19 protein-coding genes are annotated in these 17,515 nt (G+C 64.1%); 16 read left to right on the top strand and 3 right to left on the bottom strand.

The genetic code is table 11. From position 1 onward, the window contains the following. Positions 1-270: 270 nt before the first annotated feature. From IRZ12_RS07780 to IRZ12_RS07770, 3 genes are read left to right on the top strand one after another with little or no spacing between them, the layout of a single operon-like run. Entirely contained in the window at positions 271-1,044 is a 774-nt protein-coding gene (locus IRZ12_RS07780) for a Rieske (2Fe-2S) protein (RefSeq protein WP_296466701.1), read from the top strand. Continuing rightward, positions 1,031-1,906 carry an aromatic ring-hydroxylating dioxygenase subunit alpha gene (locus tag IRZ12_RS07775; protein WP_296466699.1) on the top strand — a complete coding sequence of 292 codons (876 nt, stop codon included), beginning with the start codon at positions 1,031-1,033 and terminating at the stop codon, positions 1,904-1,906. The genes IRZ12_RS07780 and IRZ12_RS07775 overlap by 14 nt, the downstream gene beginning before the upstream one ends. A gap of 11 nt (positions 1,907-1,917) precedes the next feature. Beyond that, complete coding sequence (locus tag IRZ12_RS07770) at positions 1,918-2,568, top strand: glutathione S-transferase family protein (protein WP_296466696.1); 651 nt, start codon at positions 1,918-1,920, stop codon at positions 2,566-2,568. A gap of 15 nt (positions 2,569-2,583) precedes the next feature. Here IRZ12_RS07770 and IRZ12_RS07765 read toward each other — a convergent pair whose 3' ends face one another. Then, positions 2,584-3,393: an alpha/beta hydrolase gene (locus IRZ12_RS07765; protein WP_296466693.1), complete on the bottom strand. Its 810-nt coding sequence runs from the start codon at positions 3,391-3,393 to the stop codon at positions 2,584-2,586. A 41-nt stretch (positions 3,394-3,434) separates the two neighbouring features. Further along, positions 3,435-3,854: a VOC family protein gene (locus IRZ12_RS07760; protein WP_296466687.1), complete on the bottom strand. Its 420-nt coding sequence runs from the start codon at positions 3,852-3,854 to the stop codon at positions 3,435-3,437. 212 nt (positions 3,855-4,066) lie between these two features. Here IRZ12_RS07760 and IRZ12_RS07755 point away from each other — a divergent pair, with 212 nt between their 5' ends. From IRZ12_RS07755 to IRZ12_RS07735, 5 genes are all read left to right on the top strand, one after another. After that, on the top strand, positions 4,067-5,485 hold the full coding sequence (locus IRZ12_RS07755; protein ID WP_296466684.1) for an MmgE/PrpD family protein: 1,419 nt from the start codon (positions 4,067-4,069) through the stop codon (positions 5,483-5,485). Between the two features lie 3 nt (positions 5,486-5,488). Further along, a complete protein-coding gene (locus IRZ12_RS07750) occupies positions 5,489-6,646 on the top strand; it encodes an aromatic ring-hydroxylating dioxygenase subunit alpha (protein WP_296466681.1) in 1,158 nt (385 codons plus the stop codon). Continuing rightward, positions 6,643-6,969 (top strand): aromatic-ring-hydroxylating dioxygenase subunit beta, encoded by a 327-nt coding sequence (locus IRZ12_RS07745; protein WP_296466678.1) that lies wholly within the window; start codon positions 6,643-6,645, stop codon positions 6,967-6,969. The genes IRZ12_RS07750 and IRZ12_RS07745 overlap by 4 nt, the downstream gene beginning before the upstream one ends. Beyond that, a complete protein-coding gene (locus IRZ12_RS07740; RefSeq protein ID WP_367181581.1) occupies positions 6,966-7,127 on the top strand; it encodes a hypothetical protein in 162 nt (53 codons plus the stop codon). The genes IRZ12_RS07745 and IRZ12_RS07740 overlap by 4 nt, the downstream gene beginning before the upstream one ends. Before the next feature lie 193 nt (positions 7,128-7,320). After that, positions 7,321-8,319 (top strand): ABC transporter substrate-binding protein, encoded by a 999-nt coding sequence (locus IRZ12_RS07735; protein ID WP_296466672.1) that lies wholly within the window; start codon positions 7,321-7,323, stop codon positions 8,317-8,319. Here the strand turns inward: IRZ12_RS07735 and IRZ12_RS07730 are convergent. Further along, entirely contained in the window at positions 8,312-9,259 is a 948-nt protein-coding gene (locus tag IRZ12_RS07730) for a LysR family transcriptional regulator (RefSeq protein ID WP_296466669.1), read from the bottom strand. The two genes, IRZ12_RS07735 and IRZ12_RS07730, sit on opposite strands and share 8 nt — an antisense overlap. 113 nt (positions 9,260-9,372) lie before the next feature. On the opposite strand from IRZ12_RS07730, the gene IRZ12_RS07725 reads away from it, so the two are divergent. The 8 genes from IRZ12_RS07725 to IRZ12_RS07690 all read left to right on the top strand — a co-directional run bounded on the left by IRZ12_RS07725 (position 9,373) and on the right by IRZ12_RS07690 (position 17,309). Continuing rightward, a complete protein-coding gene (locus IRZ12_RS07725) occupies positions 9,373-10,911 on the top strand; it encodes a CoA-acylating methylmalonate-semialdehyde dehydrogenase (protein WP_296466666.1) in 1,539 nt (512 codons plus the stop codon). Between the two features lie 114 nt (positions 10,912-11,025). Next, positions 11,026-11,415: a winged helix-turn-helix domain-containing protein gene (locus IRZ12_RS07720; RefSeq protein WP_296466662.1), complete on the top strand. Its 390-nt coding sequence runs from the start codon at positions 11,026-11,028 to the stop codon at positions 11,413-11,415. 152 nt (positions 11,416-11,567) lie between these two features. Then, positions 11,568-12,245 (top strand): molybdate ABC transporter permease subunit, encoded by a 678-nt coding sequence (gene modB / locus IRZ12_RS07715; protein WP_296466660.1) that lies wholly within the window; start codon positions 11,568-11,570, stop codon positions 12,243-12,245. 9 nt (positions 12,246-12,254) lie between these two features. Further along, positions 12,255-13,007: a molybdate ABC transporter substrate-binding protein gene (modA, locus tag IRZ12_RS07710; RefSeq protein ID WP_296466657.1), complete on the top strand. Its 753-nt coding sequence runs from the start codon at positions 12,255-12,257 to the stop codon at positions 13,005-13,007. After that, positions 13,004-13,789 carry a sulfate/molybdate ABC transporter ATP-binding protein gene (locus IRZ12_RS07705; protein WP_296466655.1) on the top strand — a complete coding sequence of 262 codons (786 nt, stop codon included), beginning with the start codon at positions 13,004-13,006 and terminating at the stop codon, positions 13,787-13,789. Before modA ends, IRZ12_RS07705 begins: the two co-directional genes overlap by 4 nt. Positions 13,790-13,880: 91 nt before the next feature. After that, entirely contained in the window at positions 13,881-14,825 is a 945-nt protein-coding gene (nudC, locus tag IRZ12_RS07700; RefSeq protein WP_296466652.1) for an NAD(+) diphosphatase, read from the top strand. A gap of 251 nt (positions 14,826-15,076) precedes the next feature. Next, a complete protein-coding gene (locus IRZ12_RS07695; protein ID WP_296466649.1) occupies positions 15,077-16,063 on the top strand; it encodes a tripartite tricarboxylate transporter substrate binding protein in 987 nt (328 codons plus the stop codon). Positions 16,064-16,085: 22 nt separating this feature from the next. Then, on the top strand, positions 16,086-17,309 hold the full coding sequence (locus IRZ12_RS07690) for an FAD-dependent monooxygenase (RefSeq protein WP_296466646.1): 1,224 nt from the start codon (positions 16,086-16,088) through the stop codon (positions 17,307-17,309). The last annotated feature ends 206 nt before the right edge of the window (positions 17,310-17,515 follow it).

Genomic DNA, 17,515 nt, shown 5'->3' with positions numbered 1-17,515 from the left:
TGTGGATGTCCATCCGTATGCCAGCGCACGTCGGTTCCCGGATATGCCGCCTGAAACGCCCGGACCAAAGGGGGCACGGCAGCGTGGGAATCTAGGGTTTCGAACATGGCGCATTGGCATCGTGGGCAGACGGGTTCACCCACGCAAAATCTGCGCCATGCCGCCGCCGGAAAGAAAAATCCGAATCAGAGCCCAGGAAATCCGTTTTTCCTGAATCGCCGGCTATGGGATGCTGGTTTCGACGATTCGATTTGAGGAACGGGCACTTTCATGAATCATGCGCCTCATTCTGAGGCCCACCCTTGGTGCGCGGTGGCGGCCTCTCGCGACGTACCAGTCCAGTCCGTGATCCCGGTCATGCTGGAAGAACTATCGTTGGCTGTGTGGCGTTCGTCCGACGGAAGCATCCACGCCTGGCACGACCGGTGTCCTCATCGCGGCATGCGGTTGTCTATGGGAGACGTCGCGGAAAAGGGCTTGGTCTGCCCTTATCACGGCTGGCGATTTGGCGGCGATGCGCAATGTAATTTCATTCCGGCCCATCCCGGCGGCACGCCACCGGCTGCCGCAAGGGTGCGGCCTTATCCCGCCGTCGAGCGCAACGGATACATCTGGGTTGCCCGGCAGGATACGTCGGTCGAGCCGCCATCCCTGCCCGCGGGCGTAACCCCGGTCCGAAGCATGCACATGCCGGTGAGCGGCGAACGCCTGGCGGGGTTTTGGACGCGGGCCTGCCTGCATGCGACGGGACGTTTTTCCCGCGTGGAATCGAGTTGCCCGGAGACGGCGCTTTTCCAGAGCTACGTGGAAGGGAGTGGGAGCATCCTGCATGGCAAGTGGCAATCGGCAGGCTTGGGCGTGGACTATGTGGGAATCGTGCAGCCGACGCACGGCGGAACGTGCATGCTGCACTTGGCCGCCCAGGAGCCTCTGTCGGCCGAGGCCCGGCTGGGGCTGAACCGGGCGCTAGTGGCGCTGCGCCATGAGATTTCCCGGTCTACCGCATGTGAGCCCAAATGGGGGATGAGCCATGAATGTGTGTGACGATCCGGTGGCCTTGAACGATTGGTATGTCGTGGCTTATGTCGACGAACTTGGCCTGGGCAAAAGCGAACAGACGCAGCTGCTGGGCGAAGAGCTCGAGCTCATGCGGGAGCGCGATGGCCGGTTCCGCTGCCTGTGGCACAAGCGCGATGGAACCGCCGAACCTCTGGAGCACATCCGGCAACGGTATGGGTTCGTTTGGGTATCACTGGGGCGGCCGACGCGAGACATCCTGACCATTGCCGAGTTCGACGACGGAGAGCCGCGCCGCTTTATCCACCGCGGGCGCATAGGCGTGCCGTCTTCGGCCCAGCGGGTAATAGAGAACTTCTTCGATCTCTCCCACTTTTCTTTCGTGCACACCGGCACGCTCGGGGGATATGACGCGGCGGAGGTCCCGCCTTATCGGGTCGAGTACCGGGAAGACGGGCGTGAGTTGTGGGCAGTAGGCTGCAGTTTCTTCCAGCCCAAGGCCTCGGCCGCGGCCGGGTTGGGGACCCAGGTGTATTACGACTACCGCATCGCATCGCCCTGCATCGCGATCATCTACAAGGACAGCCTCGTCCGGCCCGGCAAGAAGGACTTGATCGGCCTGTTCGTGCAGCCTTGCGGCGAAGAACATTGCACCGTGCACTCGTTCGCGCGGGTTTTCGACGAAACCAACAGCGACGAACACATTCTGCACTTCTATCACGAAATCTTCGCCCAGGATCGCATGATCTTGGTCCACCAGCGGCCCCGCAAGCTGCCCGTTCATCCACGCCAGGAAGTCCCCGCGGCTTCCGACGCCAGTTCAGTGGCGTATCGCCGTTGGCTCGACCGTTCCGGCCTGCAGTTCGGGCTGGAGCGCAACCTGACCTGACAGGAACGAACATGATCCGCTTGTACGACTACATCCTGTCAGCCGAGGGCTATAAAGCGCGGCTGTTGATGAGCATGCTCGGCGTTTCCTACCAGCCGGTCAAAGTCGACGTGCATCCCGGCCGCATGCACCGCGAGCCGGAGTTTCTGGCGATCAACCCGCTTGGCACGCTGCCTGTGCTGGAAGATGGCGACTTCCGCTTGCACGATGCGCAGGCGATCCTGTGTTTCCTTGCCGCGCGGTACGACGTCTCCCGCAGGTGGTTACCGGTCGAGCCGGAAGCATTCAGTCGCGTCATGATGTGGCTGGGCTTCGCCGGGCGTGAGATGGCGCCGCTCCTGAGGTTGCGCATGGCCGATATCCAAGCCGCGCCCGTGTCCGGTCGCAGCGTCGTCGAAGCCGAGTGCCGGCGCGCGCTGGGTGTGCTAGAAGACCACGTTTACGAGGGTGAGCTGTACGGCCGGCGTTGGCTGGTGGGAGAGCATCCCACCGTCGCCGACGTCGCCGCGTTTCCTGGCGTTGCGCTGATGGCCGACTGCGGCCTGGCCCTCGAGGACTATCCTGCGCTGTGGCGATGGGCACATGCGTTCAAGCGCCTGCCCGGTTTCATCGTGATGCCCGGCGTGCTTCCCCCGCGCCTGGCCGATGCGTTGGCCGCCTGACGGGGTGGCCAGCGATTAACGCTGGCCGGCGCCTAGGGTGCGTTCCAGGAATGGCAGCACGGCCGCGGTGAATGCTTTGGGGTTGTCTTCCACCACCATGTGGCCGGCATCCGGGATTTCGGCGCGGCTCGCCTGCCGGAATTCCGCGGCCATGCGGTCCGCGCATTCCGCGGTTACGAGATCGGAGTCGCTGCCGCGCACGATCAAGGCCGGACACGCAACGTTGCGGATCGCATTCCACGAGCGCTCGGGCGGGTCCGGCGTCATGCGCGGATCGAAGATATTGGGGTCGATGCGCCATTGCCAGCGGCCTTGCGCGTCCTGCCTCAGCATCCATTCAAGGCGCGTGGCGAGGCTGCGGGCACCGGCGCGCCGATGCAGCGGACCCAGGAATGCCAGCGCTTCGTCCTTTGTTGCGAACGAGCCGGGCGTGCGGCCCAGTTCTTCGCGTATGCGAGCAAGGCCGCGCGGATCGAGTTCCGGTGCGCTGTCCACGATGACCAGCGCCGCGAGCCCGGCAGGGCAACCGGCAGCGTAGTTCAACGCATTGGTGCCCCCCATGGAATGCCCGACCAGCGCGTATCGCTTCAACTGCTTTTGCTCGATTAGGGCAGCGATGTCGGCCACGTAGTCGTCCGTCGTATAGCGGCCTGCGGGCGCCCAATCCGAGCCGCCGCGCCCGCGTTGGTCGAGCGCGAGCAAGTGGAACCGGTCGGCCGCGGCTTCCGCGAACTCCTCGAACCAATGGCCGTAGGCACGCAGCCCATGTAGCAGGACGACCGCGGGCAGGTCCTCGGCTCCCCATTCGACGACGTGGAGCGACAAACCTCGGCTGGTGATATGAGTCGATCGGGCGGACATGGCGGTCATGGAAACGTGACGGGGTTGATCGAATAGCCGACCTTCAGTTCGATCTCATAGCCATCGGGGTCGGCGATGTAGATGGACGATCCAAAGCCCTTGGCGCCATAGACCTCCATGGGGCCGCGGATGACCTGCACGCCCATGTCGCGCAGGCTTTGCAGCAAGGCGTCCATGTCGGCTTCTATGCTGAGGCAGAAATGTTCGATGCCGCGTTGGGCAGGCGGCGGCAAGGTGTCGCCCGGCTGCAGGGCGATGAGGTCAATCAGGTTCGCGCCGCACCGAACCTGGTGCAAATGGATTTTCTTGAAGATCCGTTCTACGCGCAGGCCCAGCACCGATTCGTAAAAGGCGACGGTTCTATCGATGTCGGTGACTTTCAGCACCAGGTGATCGACGCCGTTGAAACGTGCGGGTATAGGCATCTCGAAGCTCCCATGAAGGGCAACCGCTCCATCATACGTACGCGCCGCGGCCGCCTACCAAACAATCGGCAGGAGACTAGTTTAGTTTTGCTGAACCAATCGCGATCGCGCACGTTGCCCGTATTGGCCCGTCGCACTAATTCAGAAAATGTGATCCAGGCCTGCACGAATCCGAATCGCTTTGCGCTGCATACCCTCTTTAATGTGACCGTATGCAGCGCGACGACACCCCATCCCACGTATCGACCCAGCTAGCCCGCTTCGCGGCCGCGTTGACTGCGCGCGACGTGCCCGATGCCGTGGTCCGGCAGTGCAAGCAGGCGTTGCTCGACCTGCTGGGCATCGCCCTTGCCGGCGAGCGCGCAGGCGAGGCCGCCCGTGCGCTGGAATGCTATGCCGCCCAGGGCGGCGATGGCCCAGCATTGATCTGGGCGACGGGCCGCCGGGCCTCGCCGGGGGTTGCAGCCTTCGTCAACGCGGCGCACGCCCGCGTGCTCGATTACGACGACATCATCGATTATCCGCAGGTCCACGTGACTGTCTGCTTCGCGCCGGCGGCCATTGCCGTGGCGCAGGCTGCCAGGGTGGATAGACCAGGGGAGCGACTACTGGCTGCACTCGCCGTCGGGTCGGAGATCCAGGCCCGGCTCGCGGCCGCCATTGCGCCCGGCTTCGGATCCGGGCTACCGGTGATGCTGGCGAGCCAGTTGTTCGGCTATGTATCGGCTGCTGCAGCCTGTGGAAGCGTCCTCGGCTTCGACCCGACGCGCATGCTCAGCGCGCTCGGCCTTTCGCAGATGCAGGCGGCGGGCACCGAAGAGATGGTGGTCCATGCCGCGCAGAGCGACGGAAAAATCCTGTACGCCGGCCTGTGCAACCAGGGCGGCGTGCAAAGTGCCATGATGAGCTTGGCCGGCCTGGCCGCCTTGGGCGACCCGCTGGGAGGCCGGGCGGGGCTGCTGAACGCGTGTTTTCCCGGAGCGTTCGAGCTTGCGCCGCTAACCGATGGCCTCGGCTCCCGCTACGAAGCGCTGAGGCGCTGCTTCAAGCCCCAGCCAGGGACGTTGGTGAGCCATCCCTTTTGCGAAGCGGCGCTCAACCTGGTGCGGCGTTACGGCCTGTCGGCCGCCGACATCGCATGGGTGCGGCTGCATGTCGGCCCGTGGGGGCGCGCCATGTGCGAACCCTTGGATGTCAGGCGGCGGCCTCCCAGTGCGTCTGCGGCCATGAATAGCATTCCCTACGCCGTGGCGACGGCCTTGGTGAAAGGCTCGGTCGGCGTCGGTGATTTCAACGCCGAGGCCCGGGCCGATGAAGCCGTGCTGCGAATGGCGGCGCGCATCGAACACGACGTGGATCCTGAGCTGGCGGCACCAGGCGCCGTCGAGCCGGGCATCGTCACCCTCCGCTGTCACGATGGCTCGGTCTACCGCGAACGGGTCGAGGTTGCCCGCGGACAGCCGGCACGGCCGCTGTCGTTCGAAGACACCGCCGACAAATTCACCCGCAACGTCGCATTTGCGAGGCCGGAGATGTCCGCCGGCGCGATCGACGGCCTCGTCGCTGCCGTGCGCGATCTCGAGTGCCTTGGCGATCTCGATCGCTTTCTTCAACTCCTTTCGGCTTCCTGATCCATGAGACCAGCCATCGATCAACTCATACGCCCGGGCGCCGTCCATCGGTCGGTGTACACGGACCCCGGCATCTTCGACTTGGAGATGTCCAGGATATTCGATACGACCTGGGTATATCTTGCCCACGAAGCGGAGATTCCCGAACCGGGCGACTACAAGACCACGCAATTGGGACGGCATCCCGTCATTGTGTCGCGCCAGCCGGACGGCGAGATCGCCGCGGTGATCAATCGCTGCCGGCATCGGGGCCCCACCGTGTGCGAGAACGAGTTCGGCAACAGCAAGTATTTCCGGTGCCCCTACCATTTCTGGACATACCGCAGCTCGGGAGAATTGATAGGCGTGCCTTCGCGCGAAGCGTATGGCAGTTCATTCAATAAAGAGACGATGGGACTGCAGCGGGTTGCGCGCGTGGATTGCTACCAGGGGTTCATCTTCGGCAGCATGAGCCAGAGCGGGCCGAGCCTGCGCGAGCACCTGGGTGGTGTCGCGCGTTTCCTCGACGCCTACGTGGACGCTGCGCCAGGTGGCAAGCTCGCGCTCTTCGAGGGATCGCAGAAATGCGTGTACCAAGGCAACTGGAAGTTGCAGATGGAGAACGGCGTCGACCCCTATCACGTCGGCGCCTTGCACATCAGCGCCGTTACGCCCAAGGCCATGGAGATCTACCAGCAAGGCGGCGGCTGCGTCATTGCCATGGATGGCCACGGCGTGACCGACCACACGGACTACGGTCCCATGCCGCTGGATGCCAGCCTCTCGGGCGGATTCAACCTTGTCATCTTCCCGAACTTGATCGTGTTGCGAAGCCAGATACGCACCATCCGGCCGATTGCGGCCGATCGCACTGAGATCCATACACGGGTGGTCAGGCTCGAGGGTGCGCCGGAAGACGTCAACTTGCGCCGCATGCGCGATCAAGAGTTCGAGTTCGGCGCCGCTGGCACCTTTTTCACTGACGACCTGGAGATCTTCGAGCGCACGCAGTACGGGCTGCAAAGCTCAGCCGTGGAATGGCTGAATTTTTCGCGCGGCCTCGAGACCGAACAGATGAAGAATGGCTATTTGACCGGCGACATCACCGACGAGACGCAGCACCGCGGGTTGTACCGCAATTGGCTGCGCATGATGACAGCGGAGCAGGAGGCTCGCGCATGAATCCGTATGAACTGCGCGCCGACGTGGAGAGTTTTCTTTATCGCGAAGCACGCCTGCTGGATACGCAGCGCTTCGAGGAATGGCTGGACCTGTTCACCGACGATGCCCTGTACTGGGCGCCGGCCGGGCGCGACGACATCGATCCCACCCGCCACGTTTCCATCATTCACGATGACAAGGCGGCGATGGGCCGCCGAGTCAAGCGGCTGCGTTCGGGCTTTGCCTTCGCCCAGGAACCCGCCTCGCGGGTACATGGATCATCTCTAACGTCGAGGTGGCGAAGGCATCCGGCGACGGAAACGATTGCGAAGTCCACTGCATGATGCTGCTGGTGGAACTGGCGCGCCACAGGCAGACCATGCATTCGGCGCGCTGCGAGTTCACGCTGACCGGCTCTCGTCCGCACTGGCGCATTCGCCGCAAGAAGATCAACTTGCTGCGCAGCGCAGAGCCGCTCGAATGCATTGCGTATTTGCTCTAGCGTAGCGCGCCCATGGCTTCGGAATCCACCCGCGCTTTACCGTGCTGAGCAATGAGTTTGCCGCGGTTCGCCTCAGCATCGATACGAGCGGGCAAAGCCCCAGGCTGAGGATCGACGACCTGAGGCATGACCGCACAGCCTGGCTCGATGCGTTTCAACTGGCTGCGCTGGCCAGCGGCGCTGCGGCGCCAAGGTGCTCGTCGCAGGCTTCGCCCTGGCCGGCGCGTTGTCCGCCCAGGCACAGCCCCTGACCAAAATCCGCTACAGCCACGACTGGCGCTTCGACGGCCCGTCGGCCATCGTGTTGATGGCCCAGGGCAAGGGCTACTTCGCCAAGGAGGGGCTGGAAGTGACCGTGGATACGGGAACGGGATCCGTGTCGGCCATCCAGCGGGTCATCGGCGGCACGCACGAGATGGGCACCGCTGATACGAGCGCCATGATCGAGTACATGGCGAACAACCCTTCCACGCCTTCCGTCCTCGGCGTGTACATGCTGCTCGAGCAGCTGCCGGCTTCGGTCTTCTCGCTCAAGAAGAAAGGAATCACCAAGCCCGAAGACGTACAAGGCAAGACGCTGGCCTCGCCCGCATTCGATGCCGGCCGCAAGGCGTTTCCGGTATTTGCGAAAGCGGCGCGCATCGACGCGTCCTCGGTGAAATGGCTCAACGTCGATCCCGCGCTGCGCGAGACACTGCTGATCAAGGGCGAGGCCGATGCGATTACCGGCTTCTACTACACCTCGCTGCTGACGCTCGAGTCGCGCGGCGTCAAGGAAAGCGAGCTGAACATCATGAAGTACAGCGATTACGGCGTGAACCTGTACGGCAACATGGTGGTCACCTCGCCCAAATTCGCCGCCGAAAATCCCGCTCTCGTCTCGGCCTTTCTGCGGGCATTCAACCGCGCGGTCAAAGACACGTTGGCCAACCCCAAAGAGGCGATCAAGTACCTGAAGGCGCGTGATGGCATCATCGACAGTTCGATCGAAGAGCGCCGCCTGCGCATGTTCCTTTCCAGCGTCGATACGCCCGCAACGCGCGCCGACGGCTTGGGCGGCGTGGACATGGCCCGCCTGCGGATGAACATCGTGCAGGTATCCGATGCTTTCGGGTTGAAGTCTTATCCCGACGCCGAGAAGCTCTTCACCGACAAATTCCTGCCTTCGGCGCAGGAACGCGCGCTCAAGTAGCTCCGGATTGCTGAACCAAAGGAAAACCCTGCGCGAGTGCCTCGCGCAGGTATTCCACGAAACATTGGACGGCTCGCGGGACCCTGGGCGCCCACGGCCGGAGCGCATAAATGTGATGGCCGAAAAAACCTTGCACGCGCCAGCCGGGCAGGACCTGCCTCAGCCTGCGCAGGCTGGGCGCCGCGCTGAAGTCCGGCAATAGCGCGATGCCCAGGCCGTCGAGCACCGCTTCGCGCAAGACTTCGCTGTTGTTGGCCTTGAACGGCCCCTGAACGGGGACGGACAGCGCCTCGCCTGCCTCGCCGTCTTCTGGCACGAAATTCCAGGTGTCGGCGCCGGGGCGCAGGTACAGTAGGCAATCATGTGCCGCCAATTCGCGCGGATGTAGCGGCGTCCCGCGCCGCTTGAGATAAGCGGGACTGGCCACCAGCAGTGATCGCGTCTCGCACAACGGCCAAGCCACGTAGCTTTCCGGCGCGACGCCGGTGTGGCGTATGGCCAGATCGTAGCCCTCCTGGGCGAGGTTCACGAACTGATCCGTCAGGTCCAGGTGGATGCGGACGTCGGGATAGCGCCGTATGAAGGCGGACAGGCGCGGCGCGATGTGCTGCCTGCCCAGTGCGACGGGTGCCGTGACACGCACCGTGCCGCGCGGGGTGCCGGACAAATCCTTGACCGCGGTGAATCCTGCATCGATGCGCTCGAAGGCGGGCGCGGCGTCCATGACCAGCTCGCGGCCCGCATCCGTCAATACCACTGACCGGGTGGTCCGCTGCACCAGGGGTACCCCGGCCGCCCGCTCGAGGGCGCCGATGCGCATGCTGACCGAGGCCTTGGACACGCCCAGGCGGCGGGCGGTCTGGGTGAAGCTGCGGGTCTGCGCCAATATCGTCAGCAGATGAATGTCCGCCACCCACTGAGAAATCGAATCGGATGCCATGACGATGGATTGTTCAAAATAATGAACACTTTAATTGGATTTGGACGGCTTATCCACCCGGAACGGGGGCCCTAGACTGAGAGCCTTGCTGTTTTCTCGTCAGGATGCTTGCCATGCCTATCGATCCCGCTACTTTTGCCCAGCGCCCCTCCCGCATCGTCCATTGGGTGGACGGCGCGCCTGCCCAACCCGCCGGCACGCGCACGGCCGACGTCTACAATCCCGCGACCGGAAGCGTCACGGGCCAAGTCGTCCTGGGCAGCGCCGCGGACGTCGATGCCGCCGTCGCCAGCGCCAAGCGCGCGTTTCCCGCCTGGGCCGATATTCCGCCCATTCGTCGCGCCCGCGTCATGTTCCGCTTCTTGGAACTGCTGAACCGCCACAAGGACGACTTGGCGCGCGTCATTACGGCCGAGCACGGCAAGGTGTTCACCGATGCGCAGGGCGAGGTCGCGCGCGGCATCGACATCGTCGAATTTGCCTGCGGCATTCCGCAACTGCTCAAGACCCAGTTCACCGACCAAGTCTCGACCGGCATGGATAACTGGACCCTGCGCCAGCCGCTCGGCGTAGTCGCCGGCATCACGCCGTTCAACTTTCCGGTCATGGTGCCGATGTGGATGTTCCCGGTTGCCATCGCGGCCGGCAACTGTTTCGTGCTCAAGCCCAGCCCCGTGGATCCCTCGCCCTCGCTGATGATGGCGGAACTCTTGAAAGAAGCGGGCCTGCCGGACGGCGTATTCAACGTCGTGCAGGGCGACAAGGAAGCGGTCGACGCGCTGATCGCGCATCCCGACGTGGCGGCGATCTCTTTCGTCGGCTCCACCCCCATTGCGCAAAGCATTTACGAGGCCGGCGCGCGATACGGCAAGCGGGTGCAGGCACTGGGCGGCGCCAAGAACCACATGGTCGTGATGCCGGACGCGGACCTGGACCAGGCCGTGGATGCGCTCATCGGCTCGGCCTACGGTTCGGCCGGCGAACGCTGCATGGCGATCTCGGTGGGCGTGTTGGTGGGCGACGTGGCCGATCGCATCATGCCTCGGTTGATCGAGCGCACCCGCGCGCTCAAGGTCAAGAATGGCATGGAGCTGGATGCCGAAATGGGCCCCATCGTGCATGCCGCCGCCCACCGCCGCATCAACGACTACATCGGCATAGGCGTGGAGGAAGGCGCCCAGTTGCTGGTAGACGGCCGCCGCTTCGATCCCGCCTCGGCCGGCCCTGGGTGTGAGAAGGGCTTCTGGATGGGGGGCACATTGTTCGATCACGTGCAGCCCCACATGCGGATTTATCGCGAAGAAATCTTTGGACCCGTGCTCTCTTGCGTCCGCGTGCCGGATTTCGCCGCTGCAGTCGAACTCATCAACGCCCATGAATACGGCAATGGCGTGAGCTGCTTTACCAGCGACGGAAACGTGGCGCGGGAATTCAGCCGGCGCATCCAGGTCGGCATGGTCGGCATCAACGTGCCGATTCCCGTTCCCATGGCCTGGCATGGATTCGGAGGCTGGAAGCGGTCGCTGTTCGGCGACATGCACGCCTACGGCGAAGAAGGCGTGCGGTTCTACACCCGGCAGAAGAGCATCATGCAGCGCTGGCCGAGCAGCATCGGCAAGGGGGCGGAGTTCGTCATGCCCACCGCCAAGTAGGCGGTTCCATGCGCGGGCCCGCACCTGCGGGAGGGAATGCCGGGCCGCCGCGCGGCCCGGTGCGGGCGTTCACGCGGTGCTGGACGACGGGCTTGCCCAGCCTACAATCCTGACATGTCCGTCGTTCGTTCGTCCACGCCCGCCATGGCCGCTTCGACTCCGCCTCGGTTCCAGTTCCGGCTGCGCGTCTACCGGGATGCCGGCATCGCCATCGGTCCGGGAAAGATCGCCTTGCTGGAGGCTATTCTCCAGACCGGCTCCATCACTGCTGCTGCCCAGCAAATGAACATGTCCTACCGTCGCGCCTGGTTGCTGGTGGACGAATTGAACCGCGCGCTGCGCGAGCCCGCGGTGGAAAGCGCCGTGGGCGGCGCACGGGGCGGCGGTACCGTGGTGACCGAAATGGGCAAGGAGCTCATTCGCCGTTACCGTTCCATAGAAGCCACGGCGCATGCCGCCGCCGCGGACGATATCGACGCGGTGAGCCGGATGCTCGCGCCTTGATGCCGCGCGCTGTTCCTCCAGGCAACCCTCCCCGCTGCTAGTTCGGCTGCCGTTTCCATTCCGGGCGATGCCCGTCTTGCCGCGGCGCCGGACGTGTGCGCGAAAAAACAGGGGCTGTTCACGCCAACCGGAATCGTTATATTCTTTGGAATATGACGAGTGCGCTGTTCGAGAGCTTCGACGCTTTTCCGCTGGTTCTGTCCCTCAAAGTCGCAACCCTGGCCACGCTGCTCGCGTTGGCGGCAGGCATGGGGCTGGGCTGGCTGTTCGCGCGCAAGCCGTTTCCCGGCAGCGGCGTCATCGAAGCGCTGTTCATGCTGCCCCTCGTGCTGCCGCCCACGGTCATCGGCTATGGCATCTTGCTTGCCGCCGGCAGGCGCAGCCCGCTGGGGCAATGGCTGTACGAAAGCTTTGGCTACACCCTTATCTTCAACTGGCATGGGGCGGTCGTGGCCTCGGCATTGGTGGCACTGCCGCTTGTGCTCAAGTCCGCCGGCGCGGCGTTCGCCGGCGTCGATCGCACGCTCGAGGCCGCGGCCAGCACGCTCGGGCAGTCGCGCTGGTCGGTGTTCCTGCGCGTGACCCTGCCGCTCGCCTGGCCTGGGATCTTGGCCGGTACCCTGCTGGCGTTCGCCCGGGCCATGGGCGAGTTCGGGGCGTCGCTCATGGTGGCCGGGTCTATTCCGAATCGCACGCAAACCTTGTCCATGGCCATCTACGATGCGGCCCAGGCGGGCCAGGACGAGCTGGCGATGTTGCTGGTGTTGATCGCGTCAGCCATATCCGTTGCCATTCTCTTGGCTTGCAACCGTTATTTGTCTTTCCGATAAGGTCGAGCGATGCCGTTCATCCGCCGTTTCACCGTGTTCCTGTGCATGGCGTGCTTGCCGGCGTCGACGCTTGCGGCCGAGCTCATGGTGTCGGCCGCGGCGAGCCTGACCAACGCATTCCGGGACATCGGACGGCGCTTCGAACAGCAGCATCCCGGAACCGTCGTCCGGTTCAACTTTGCCGCATCGGGCATTCTGCTCCAGCAGTTGCGCCAGGGCGCGCCGGCGGATGTCTTCGCCAGCGCCGACCAGGCCACGATGGACCGTGCGGCGGCAGAAAAACTCGTCGATGGCCTCACGAGGCGCAACTTCGCCGCCAACAGCGTCGTCCTGGTCGCTCCGGCGCGCGGCGGGCCCGACCTGGCCACGTTGCAGGACCTGCTTTCCCCGGCTGTCGAACGCATCGGTGTCGGCAAACCGGCCACCGTGCCGGTGGGCGGCTACACGAAACAGGCGCTTGAGGCCGCTGGGCTCTGGACGCCGCTAGAGGCCAAATTCATCCTCGCAGACAGCGTGAGGCAGGTGTTGGACTATGTCGGCCGCGGCGAGGTCGACGCGGGTTTCGTTTACCGCACGGATGCCGCACTCGCGCGAGACAAGGCGCGTGTCGTGCTGACGGTCGCCGGACACGCTCCGGTTCTTTATCCCGTCGCCGCCACGCCGGAAAGCCGGTCCCCAGGGTTGGCCCGGTCTTTCATCGATTTCCTGTTTTCCGAGCCCGGCCGCGAAGCGCTGAGGCGTTACGGATTCGAAAATCCATGATCGACGTCGACATCACGCTGACGATCCAGGACGGCGCAAGGCGTTTCGACCTTGCCGCTCGCTTTGCCACCGAGGCTTCGTTCGTGGCGCTGTACGGGCCCTCCGGGTCGGGCAAGACGTTGACGCTGCAGGCCGTGGCCGGCCTGCGCAAGCCGACGGCCGGGCGCATCGCCCTCGGCGGCCGGACCCTGTTCGACGCCGAGCGCGGCATCGACGTGCCACCGCCACGGCGCCGTATCGGCTACCTGTTCCAGCACTATGCCTTGTTCCCGCATTTGACGGTCCGGCAGAACATCGGCTTCGGATTGGGTTCTTGGTGCCGTCGCCCCTCGCCCGCAGACGAACGACGCGTCGACGAACTCATGCAGCGATTCGGCCTCACCGACATGGCGGGTAGCCGTCCCGCTGCGCTCTCGGGCGGCCAGCAGCAACGCGTGGCGCTCGCGCGCGCGCTGGCATGCGAACCGGATGCGCTGCTCCTCGATGAACCGTTCGCGGCATTGAACCCGATGCTGCGCGGCGCGCTGCGCAAAGAGCTCGCCGAGGTCGCCCGCCAATGGAAGATCCCGGTGCTGATGATCACCCACGATGTGGACGACGTGCTCGAACTTGCCGAGGTCGCCTTTATTTACGAAGGCGGACAAATCGTCAAAGAAGTGAACGTGCGCGACGGCTCCAGCCGGGTTCTCGCACGCCGCGCACTGGGCGACGAAGCCTCGGTCGAAACGCCCATGCGGCGCAAGTTGCGCCATTTGCTGGGCGATGGCGCGGCCGTGGGCTGAGGAGCGTTATCTCCGGCAAGCGGGGCGCTGTAGAATCGACCGTCACCGAGCGTCCCGTGCTCGCCCTCGACCGTTCGCCTTTGGGTTCCCCATGCAAATATTCGATCGCTCCGCCGCAGTGGGTTTTGGCTTCAATCCCTTGAATCGCCTCTCCGAATCCCGCGGCGACCAGCAGCTCATCCAGGGCCTGCGGAGTGATCCCGCCACGCGCTTCATGGTCTTCATCGACGACGTTCCCCTGCTCGACGTGCGCGGCGCCCAACCGAATCCCTTCTTTCCTGCCCAGGCTTGGAGCGGTTTCGGTCCCGCAGGACACGAGATCTTCATGGGACAAGATGAAAACGGCGTGGCGCTATTCGCTGTGTCGCTAGACGGCGTACCGGCGCAAACCGCGGGCGAGCGGCCGGGTCTCGAGCTGCTGGACCTACGTTCCATCGCTACGCGGGGACTTTTCCCGCCAGACGTACTGGGCGAACTCGGTGCCGCCAAATCCATATTGAGCTGGCACGCCCGGCATCGCTATTGCGCTAACTGCGGCGCGCCGAGCCGAGTCTCTTCCGCCGGATGGCGGCGCGACTGCGACGCCTGCGGCGCGCAGCATTTTCCCCGCGTCGATCCAGTGGTCATCATGCTTGCCGTCGATGGCGACCGCTGCTTGCTGGGCCGGCAGGCCCGCTTCGCGCCGGGCATGTATTCGGCTTTGGCAGGCTTTCTCGAGCCTGGCGAAACCATCGAAGATGCGGTGCGCCGCGAAATCCGGGAAGAGGCCGGTGTTTCCTGCGCCGAAGTCGCGTACTTCGCCTCCCAGCCTTGGCCGTTTCCGGCTTCGCTGATGATCGGCTGCTTCGCCCGCGCATGCGACACCGCCGTGGTCGTGGACCAAGCCGAGCTCGAAGATGCGCGCTGGTTCAGCCGCGACGAAGCGCGCAGGATGCTGGACGGCACGCATCCAGGCGGACTTTCGGCACCCAAGCCGTTCGCCATCGCCCATCACCTGATCCGGGCCTTTGCCGACGGCGATTATCGATTGGCGTAGGCTCCTCGCGGCCCGGGGCAGGCCCGGCCCGCGTCATCCTGGCATTGCCCAAGAGAGCTAGTTGTACGCCGTCGCGGTACTGCTGGATTGCGCGCCCGCGACATCCCTCCATGACGTTACCCGTGGTCCGGAGCTTTCCCTCCTTGGCGTTCTCACTTTCTTGACAACGCCGATTTCCTTCGCTCAATATGATCATTAAGCGGTCATAAGTAACCGCTAAGCGGATAATTTAAGGCGAAGGAGGCGTGGAGATGAGAGGCATACTGACCCGGCTGAGGATTTGTGCGCTCGGCCTGACGTTGTGCATGGGAGCATCCGTGGTGGGCGCGGCACCGGCAGACGACTATCCCAGTCGCCCCATCCGGTTGCTCGTCGGATTCGGGCCCGGTGGACCGACCGATTTGACGTTCCGCAAACTGGCGGAGCTGGCAGCCCGGCATTTGGGCCAACCCATCATTGTGGAAAACAAGCCGGGCGTGGGGGCTACCTTGGCAGCCTCGACCATGGCCAGGCAGGACAAGCCGGATGGCTACACCATTGCGTCGGCGACGGCAGGCCTGTTCCGGGTTCCCTATATGCAAAAGGTCGACTGGGATCCGATCCGGGACTTTACTTGGATCGCAGGGTTGGGCGGCTATACCTTCGTGCTCGCGGTCAAGGCCGATTCACCCTACCGCACGGTGGCAGACTTGGTGAAGTACGCCAAGGCCAATCCTGGCAAGGTGTCTGTGGCAACGGCCGGTGCCGGTACCAGCATGCACTTGTTGACGGAAGCGTTCGCCGCCGAGTCCGGCACCGAATTGACTCACGTCGGCTACAAGAGCAGCAGCGAAGCAGCTGTCAGCCTGCTGGGCGGCCAGACCGTGGCAGCCTTGGACGCGATCGGGAGCCTGTTGCCTCACGTGCAATCGGGAGCGCTGCGCCTGCTGATGTCCTTCGATGCTGAGCCCACGCCATTGCTCAAGGATGTGCCTACGGCCCGCAGCCTCGGCTATGCAATCGTCAATTCCGCACCGTATGGATTGATCGGGCCCAAGGGCATGCCCGAAAGCGTCGTGAACAAACTGGCGGCCGCTTTCAAAGCTGCGGTGGACGACCCCGAATACACCAAGCTCCTGGAAAAACTGGGCCAGACCTACTGGTTTAGCCCGCCTTCGGAATACGGCAAGTTTGCCGCCGACTATTACGTCTCCGAGCGAAAACTCGTCGAGCTCGCAAAATTGGTGCGCCAGCCGTGATGGCATGCAGGAGGAAGGCACCATGAGGATCGTTATCGCGGGCGCTGGCATAGGTGGACTGACTGCTGCGCTCAGCCTGCACGCTGCCGGCTTTACCGATGTCACCGTGCTGGAAGCAGCTCGCAAAATCCAGCAGCTGGGAGTCGGCATCAATTTGCCGCCGCATGCGGTACGCGAGCTGGACGAGCTGGGGCTGGGCGAAGGGGTCGCCTCGTTCGGCATTCCCACCGCAGAGCTTGCCTATATCGACAGCGCAGGGCAGCTCATCAACGCCGAGGCTCGGGGGCTGGACGCGGGTTATCGCTGGCCGCAGTATTCGGTGCACCGGGGCAAACTACAAGAGTTGCTATTGAACGCCGTGATCGACCGGCTGGGCGCCGGGGCCGTGCATACGGGGCGTCGCGTGCAGCACGTCATCCAGGAGAACGGTACGGTACGCATCGCGGCCGTCGATCCCGAAGGGGTGCCAAGCGCCTACGAGGCCGACGTGCTGGTTGGCGCCGACGGCATTCGTTCAGCCGTCCGTACCGCCTTGTACCAAGGGGGGCAGCCTCTTGCGACCAACGGTTGGACCATGTTCCGCGGTGCCGGGCCCGGACCGGCATTTCGCGGCGGTCGTTCGATGGTGATCGTGGGTGACGAACACTTGCGTTGCGTGGTGTATCCCATCGGTCCCGGCATCCTGAACTGGTTGATCGTGCGCCCCACGGAGGGCGCAACCGGAGAACTGGGCAATTGGAACCGGCCGATCTCGCCGGAGGTCGTGGCGAAATACGTCGAACACTGGGACTTCGAGTGGTTGGATATTCCTGCGCTCGTGCGCAGGACCGAAGCGGCCTACGAATATCCCATGGCGGACATCGATCCCCTGCCACGTTGGACGTTCGGAGCGGCCACCCTATTGGGGGATGCGGCGCATGCGATGTATCCCTTTGGTTCGAATGGCGCTTCGCAGGCGATCATCGATGCACGCGTCTTGGCCTATCACTTGGCCACCCAGCCTAGTGCAGAAGCAGCATTGGCGGCATATGAACGGGATCGCCGGGAAGCCGTCGCCGCCGTGCAGCAGGCCAACCGTACCATGGCGGGTGACGTGATGAAGCGGGTCAGCGACCTTGCACGCGCACGCGATCACGCTTCCGCCGCTGCCGAGCTGGCACGCGTGGAGCAGCGATATAGGCAGTTGGCGGGCTTTGACGTAAAGACCCTGAACGAACGTCCTTCCTGGAGCGTGACGCGCGCGTAATGCCTGCGGTGCGCTGTCTTCCTAGTCGAGCGAGCGTGGCGACGTAGGCACTGGCCATGTGCGCGTTGCCTCCAGGGACGGCCTGGTTCCTTTCACGTGTATCAGCTGACGTAGGCCGATAGTCTCCTTCACCAATCGCTAGGGCCCGACGCCATGCCACACATCTGGGGAAGCCTCTGTCGCTTCTATTGATGCAAAATCAACCT

This window comes from Pigmentiphaga sp., from assembly GCF_019689535.1.
GTDB lineage: Bacteria > Pseudomonadota > Gammaproteobacteria > Burkholderiales > Burkholderiaceae_B > Pigmentiphaga.
Note: the sequence above shows the minus strand (reverse complement) of the source record. Positions and strands in the feature narration are given on the sequence as shown.

What these genes read in the sequence shown, in the direction of transcription:
- IRZ12_RS07780 (WP_296466701.1), top strand. Translation starts at nt 271, where the DNA reads ATGAATCATGCGCCTCATTCTGAGGCCCACCCTTGGTGCGCGGTGGCG.
- IRZ12_RS07775 (WP_296466699.1), top strand. Translation starts at nt 1,031, where the DNA reads ATGAATGTGTGTGACGATCCGGTGGCCTTGAACGATTGGTATGTCGTG.
- IRZ12_RS07770 (WP_296466696.1), top strand. Translation starts at nt 1,918, where the DNA reads ATGATCCGCTTGTACGACTACATCCTGTCAGCCGAGGGCTATAAAGCG.
- IRZ12_RS07760 (WP_296466687.1), bottom strand. Translation starts at nt 3,854, where the DNA reads ATGCCTATACCCGCACGTTTCAACGGCGTCGATCACCTGGTGCTGAAA.
- IRZ12_RS07755 (WP_296466684.1), top strand. Translation starts at nt 4,067, where the DNA reads ATGCAGCGCGACGACACCCCATCCCACGTATCGACCCAGCTAGCCCGC.
- IRZ12_RS07750 (WP_296466681.1), top strand. Translation starts at nt 5,489, where the DNA reads ATGAGACCAGCCATCGATCAACTCATACGCCCGGGCGCCGTCCATCGG.
- IRZ12_RS07745 (WP_296466678.1), top strand. Translation starts at nt 6,643, where the DNA reads ATGAATCCGTATGAACTGCGCGCCGACGTGGAGAGTTTTCTTTATCGC.
- IRZ12_RS07740 (WP_367181581.1), top strand. Translation starts at nt 6,966, where the DNA reads ATGATGCTGCTGGTGGAACTGGCGCGCCACAGGCAGACCATGCATTCG.
- IRZ12_RS07730 (WP_296466669.1), bottom strand. Translation starts at nt 9,259, where the DNA reads ATGGCATCCGATTCGATTTCTCAGTGGGTGGCGGACATTCATCTGCTG.
- IRZ12_RS07725 (WP_296466666.1), top strand. Translation starts at nt 9,373, where the DNA reads ATGCCTATCGATCCCGCTACTTTTGCCCAGCGCCCCTCCCGCATCGTC.
- IRZ12_RS07720 (WP_296466662.1), top strand. Translation starts at nt 11,026, where the DNA reads ATGTCCGTCGTTCGTTCGTCCACGCCCGCCATGGCCGCTTCGACTCCG.
- modB (WP_296466660.1), top strand. Translation starts at nt 11,568, where the DNA reads ATGACGAGTGCGCTGTTCGAGAGCTTCGACGCTTTTCCGCTGGTTCTG.
- modA (WP_296466657.1), top strand. Translation starts at nt 12,255, where the DNA reads ATGCCGTTCATCCGCCGTTTCACCGTGTTCCTGTGCATGGCGTGCTTG.
- IRZ12_RS07705 (WP_296466655.1), top strand. Translation starts at nt 13,004, where the DNA reads ATGATCGACGTCGACATCACGCTGACGATCCAGGACGGCGCAAGGCGT.
- nudC (WP_296466652.1), top strand. Translation starts at nt 13,881, where the DNA reads ATGCAAATATTCGATCGCTCCGCCGCAGTGGGTTTTGGCTTCAATCCC.
- IRZ12_RS07695 (WP_296466649.1), top strand. Translation starts at nt 15,077, where the DNA reads ATGAGAGGCATACTGACCCGGCTGAGGATTTGTGCGCTCGGCCTGACG.
- IRZ12_RS07690 (WP_296466646.1), top strand. Translation starts at nt 16,086, where the DNA reads ATGAGGATCGTTATCGCGGGCGCTGGCATAGGTGGACTGACTGCTGCG.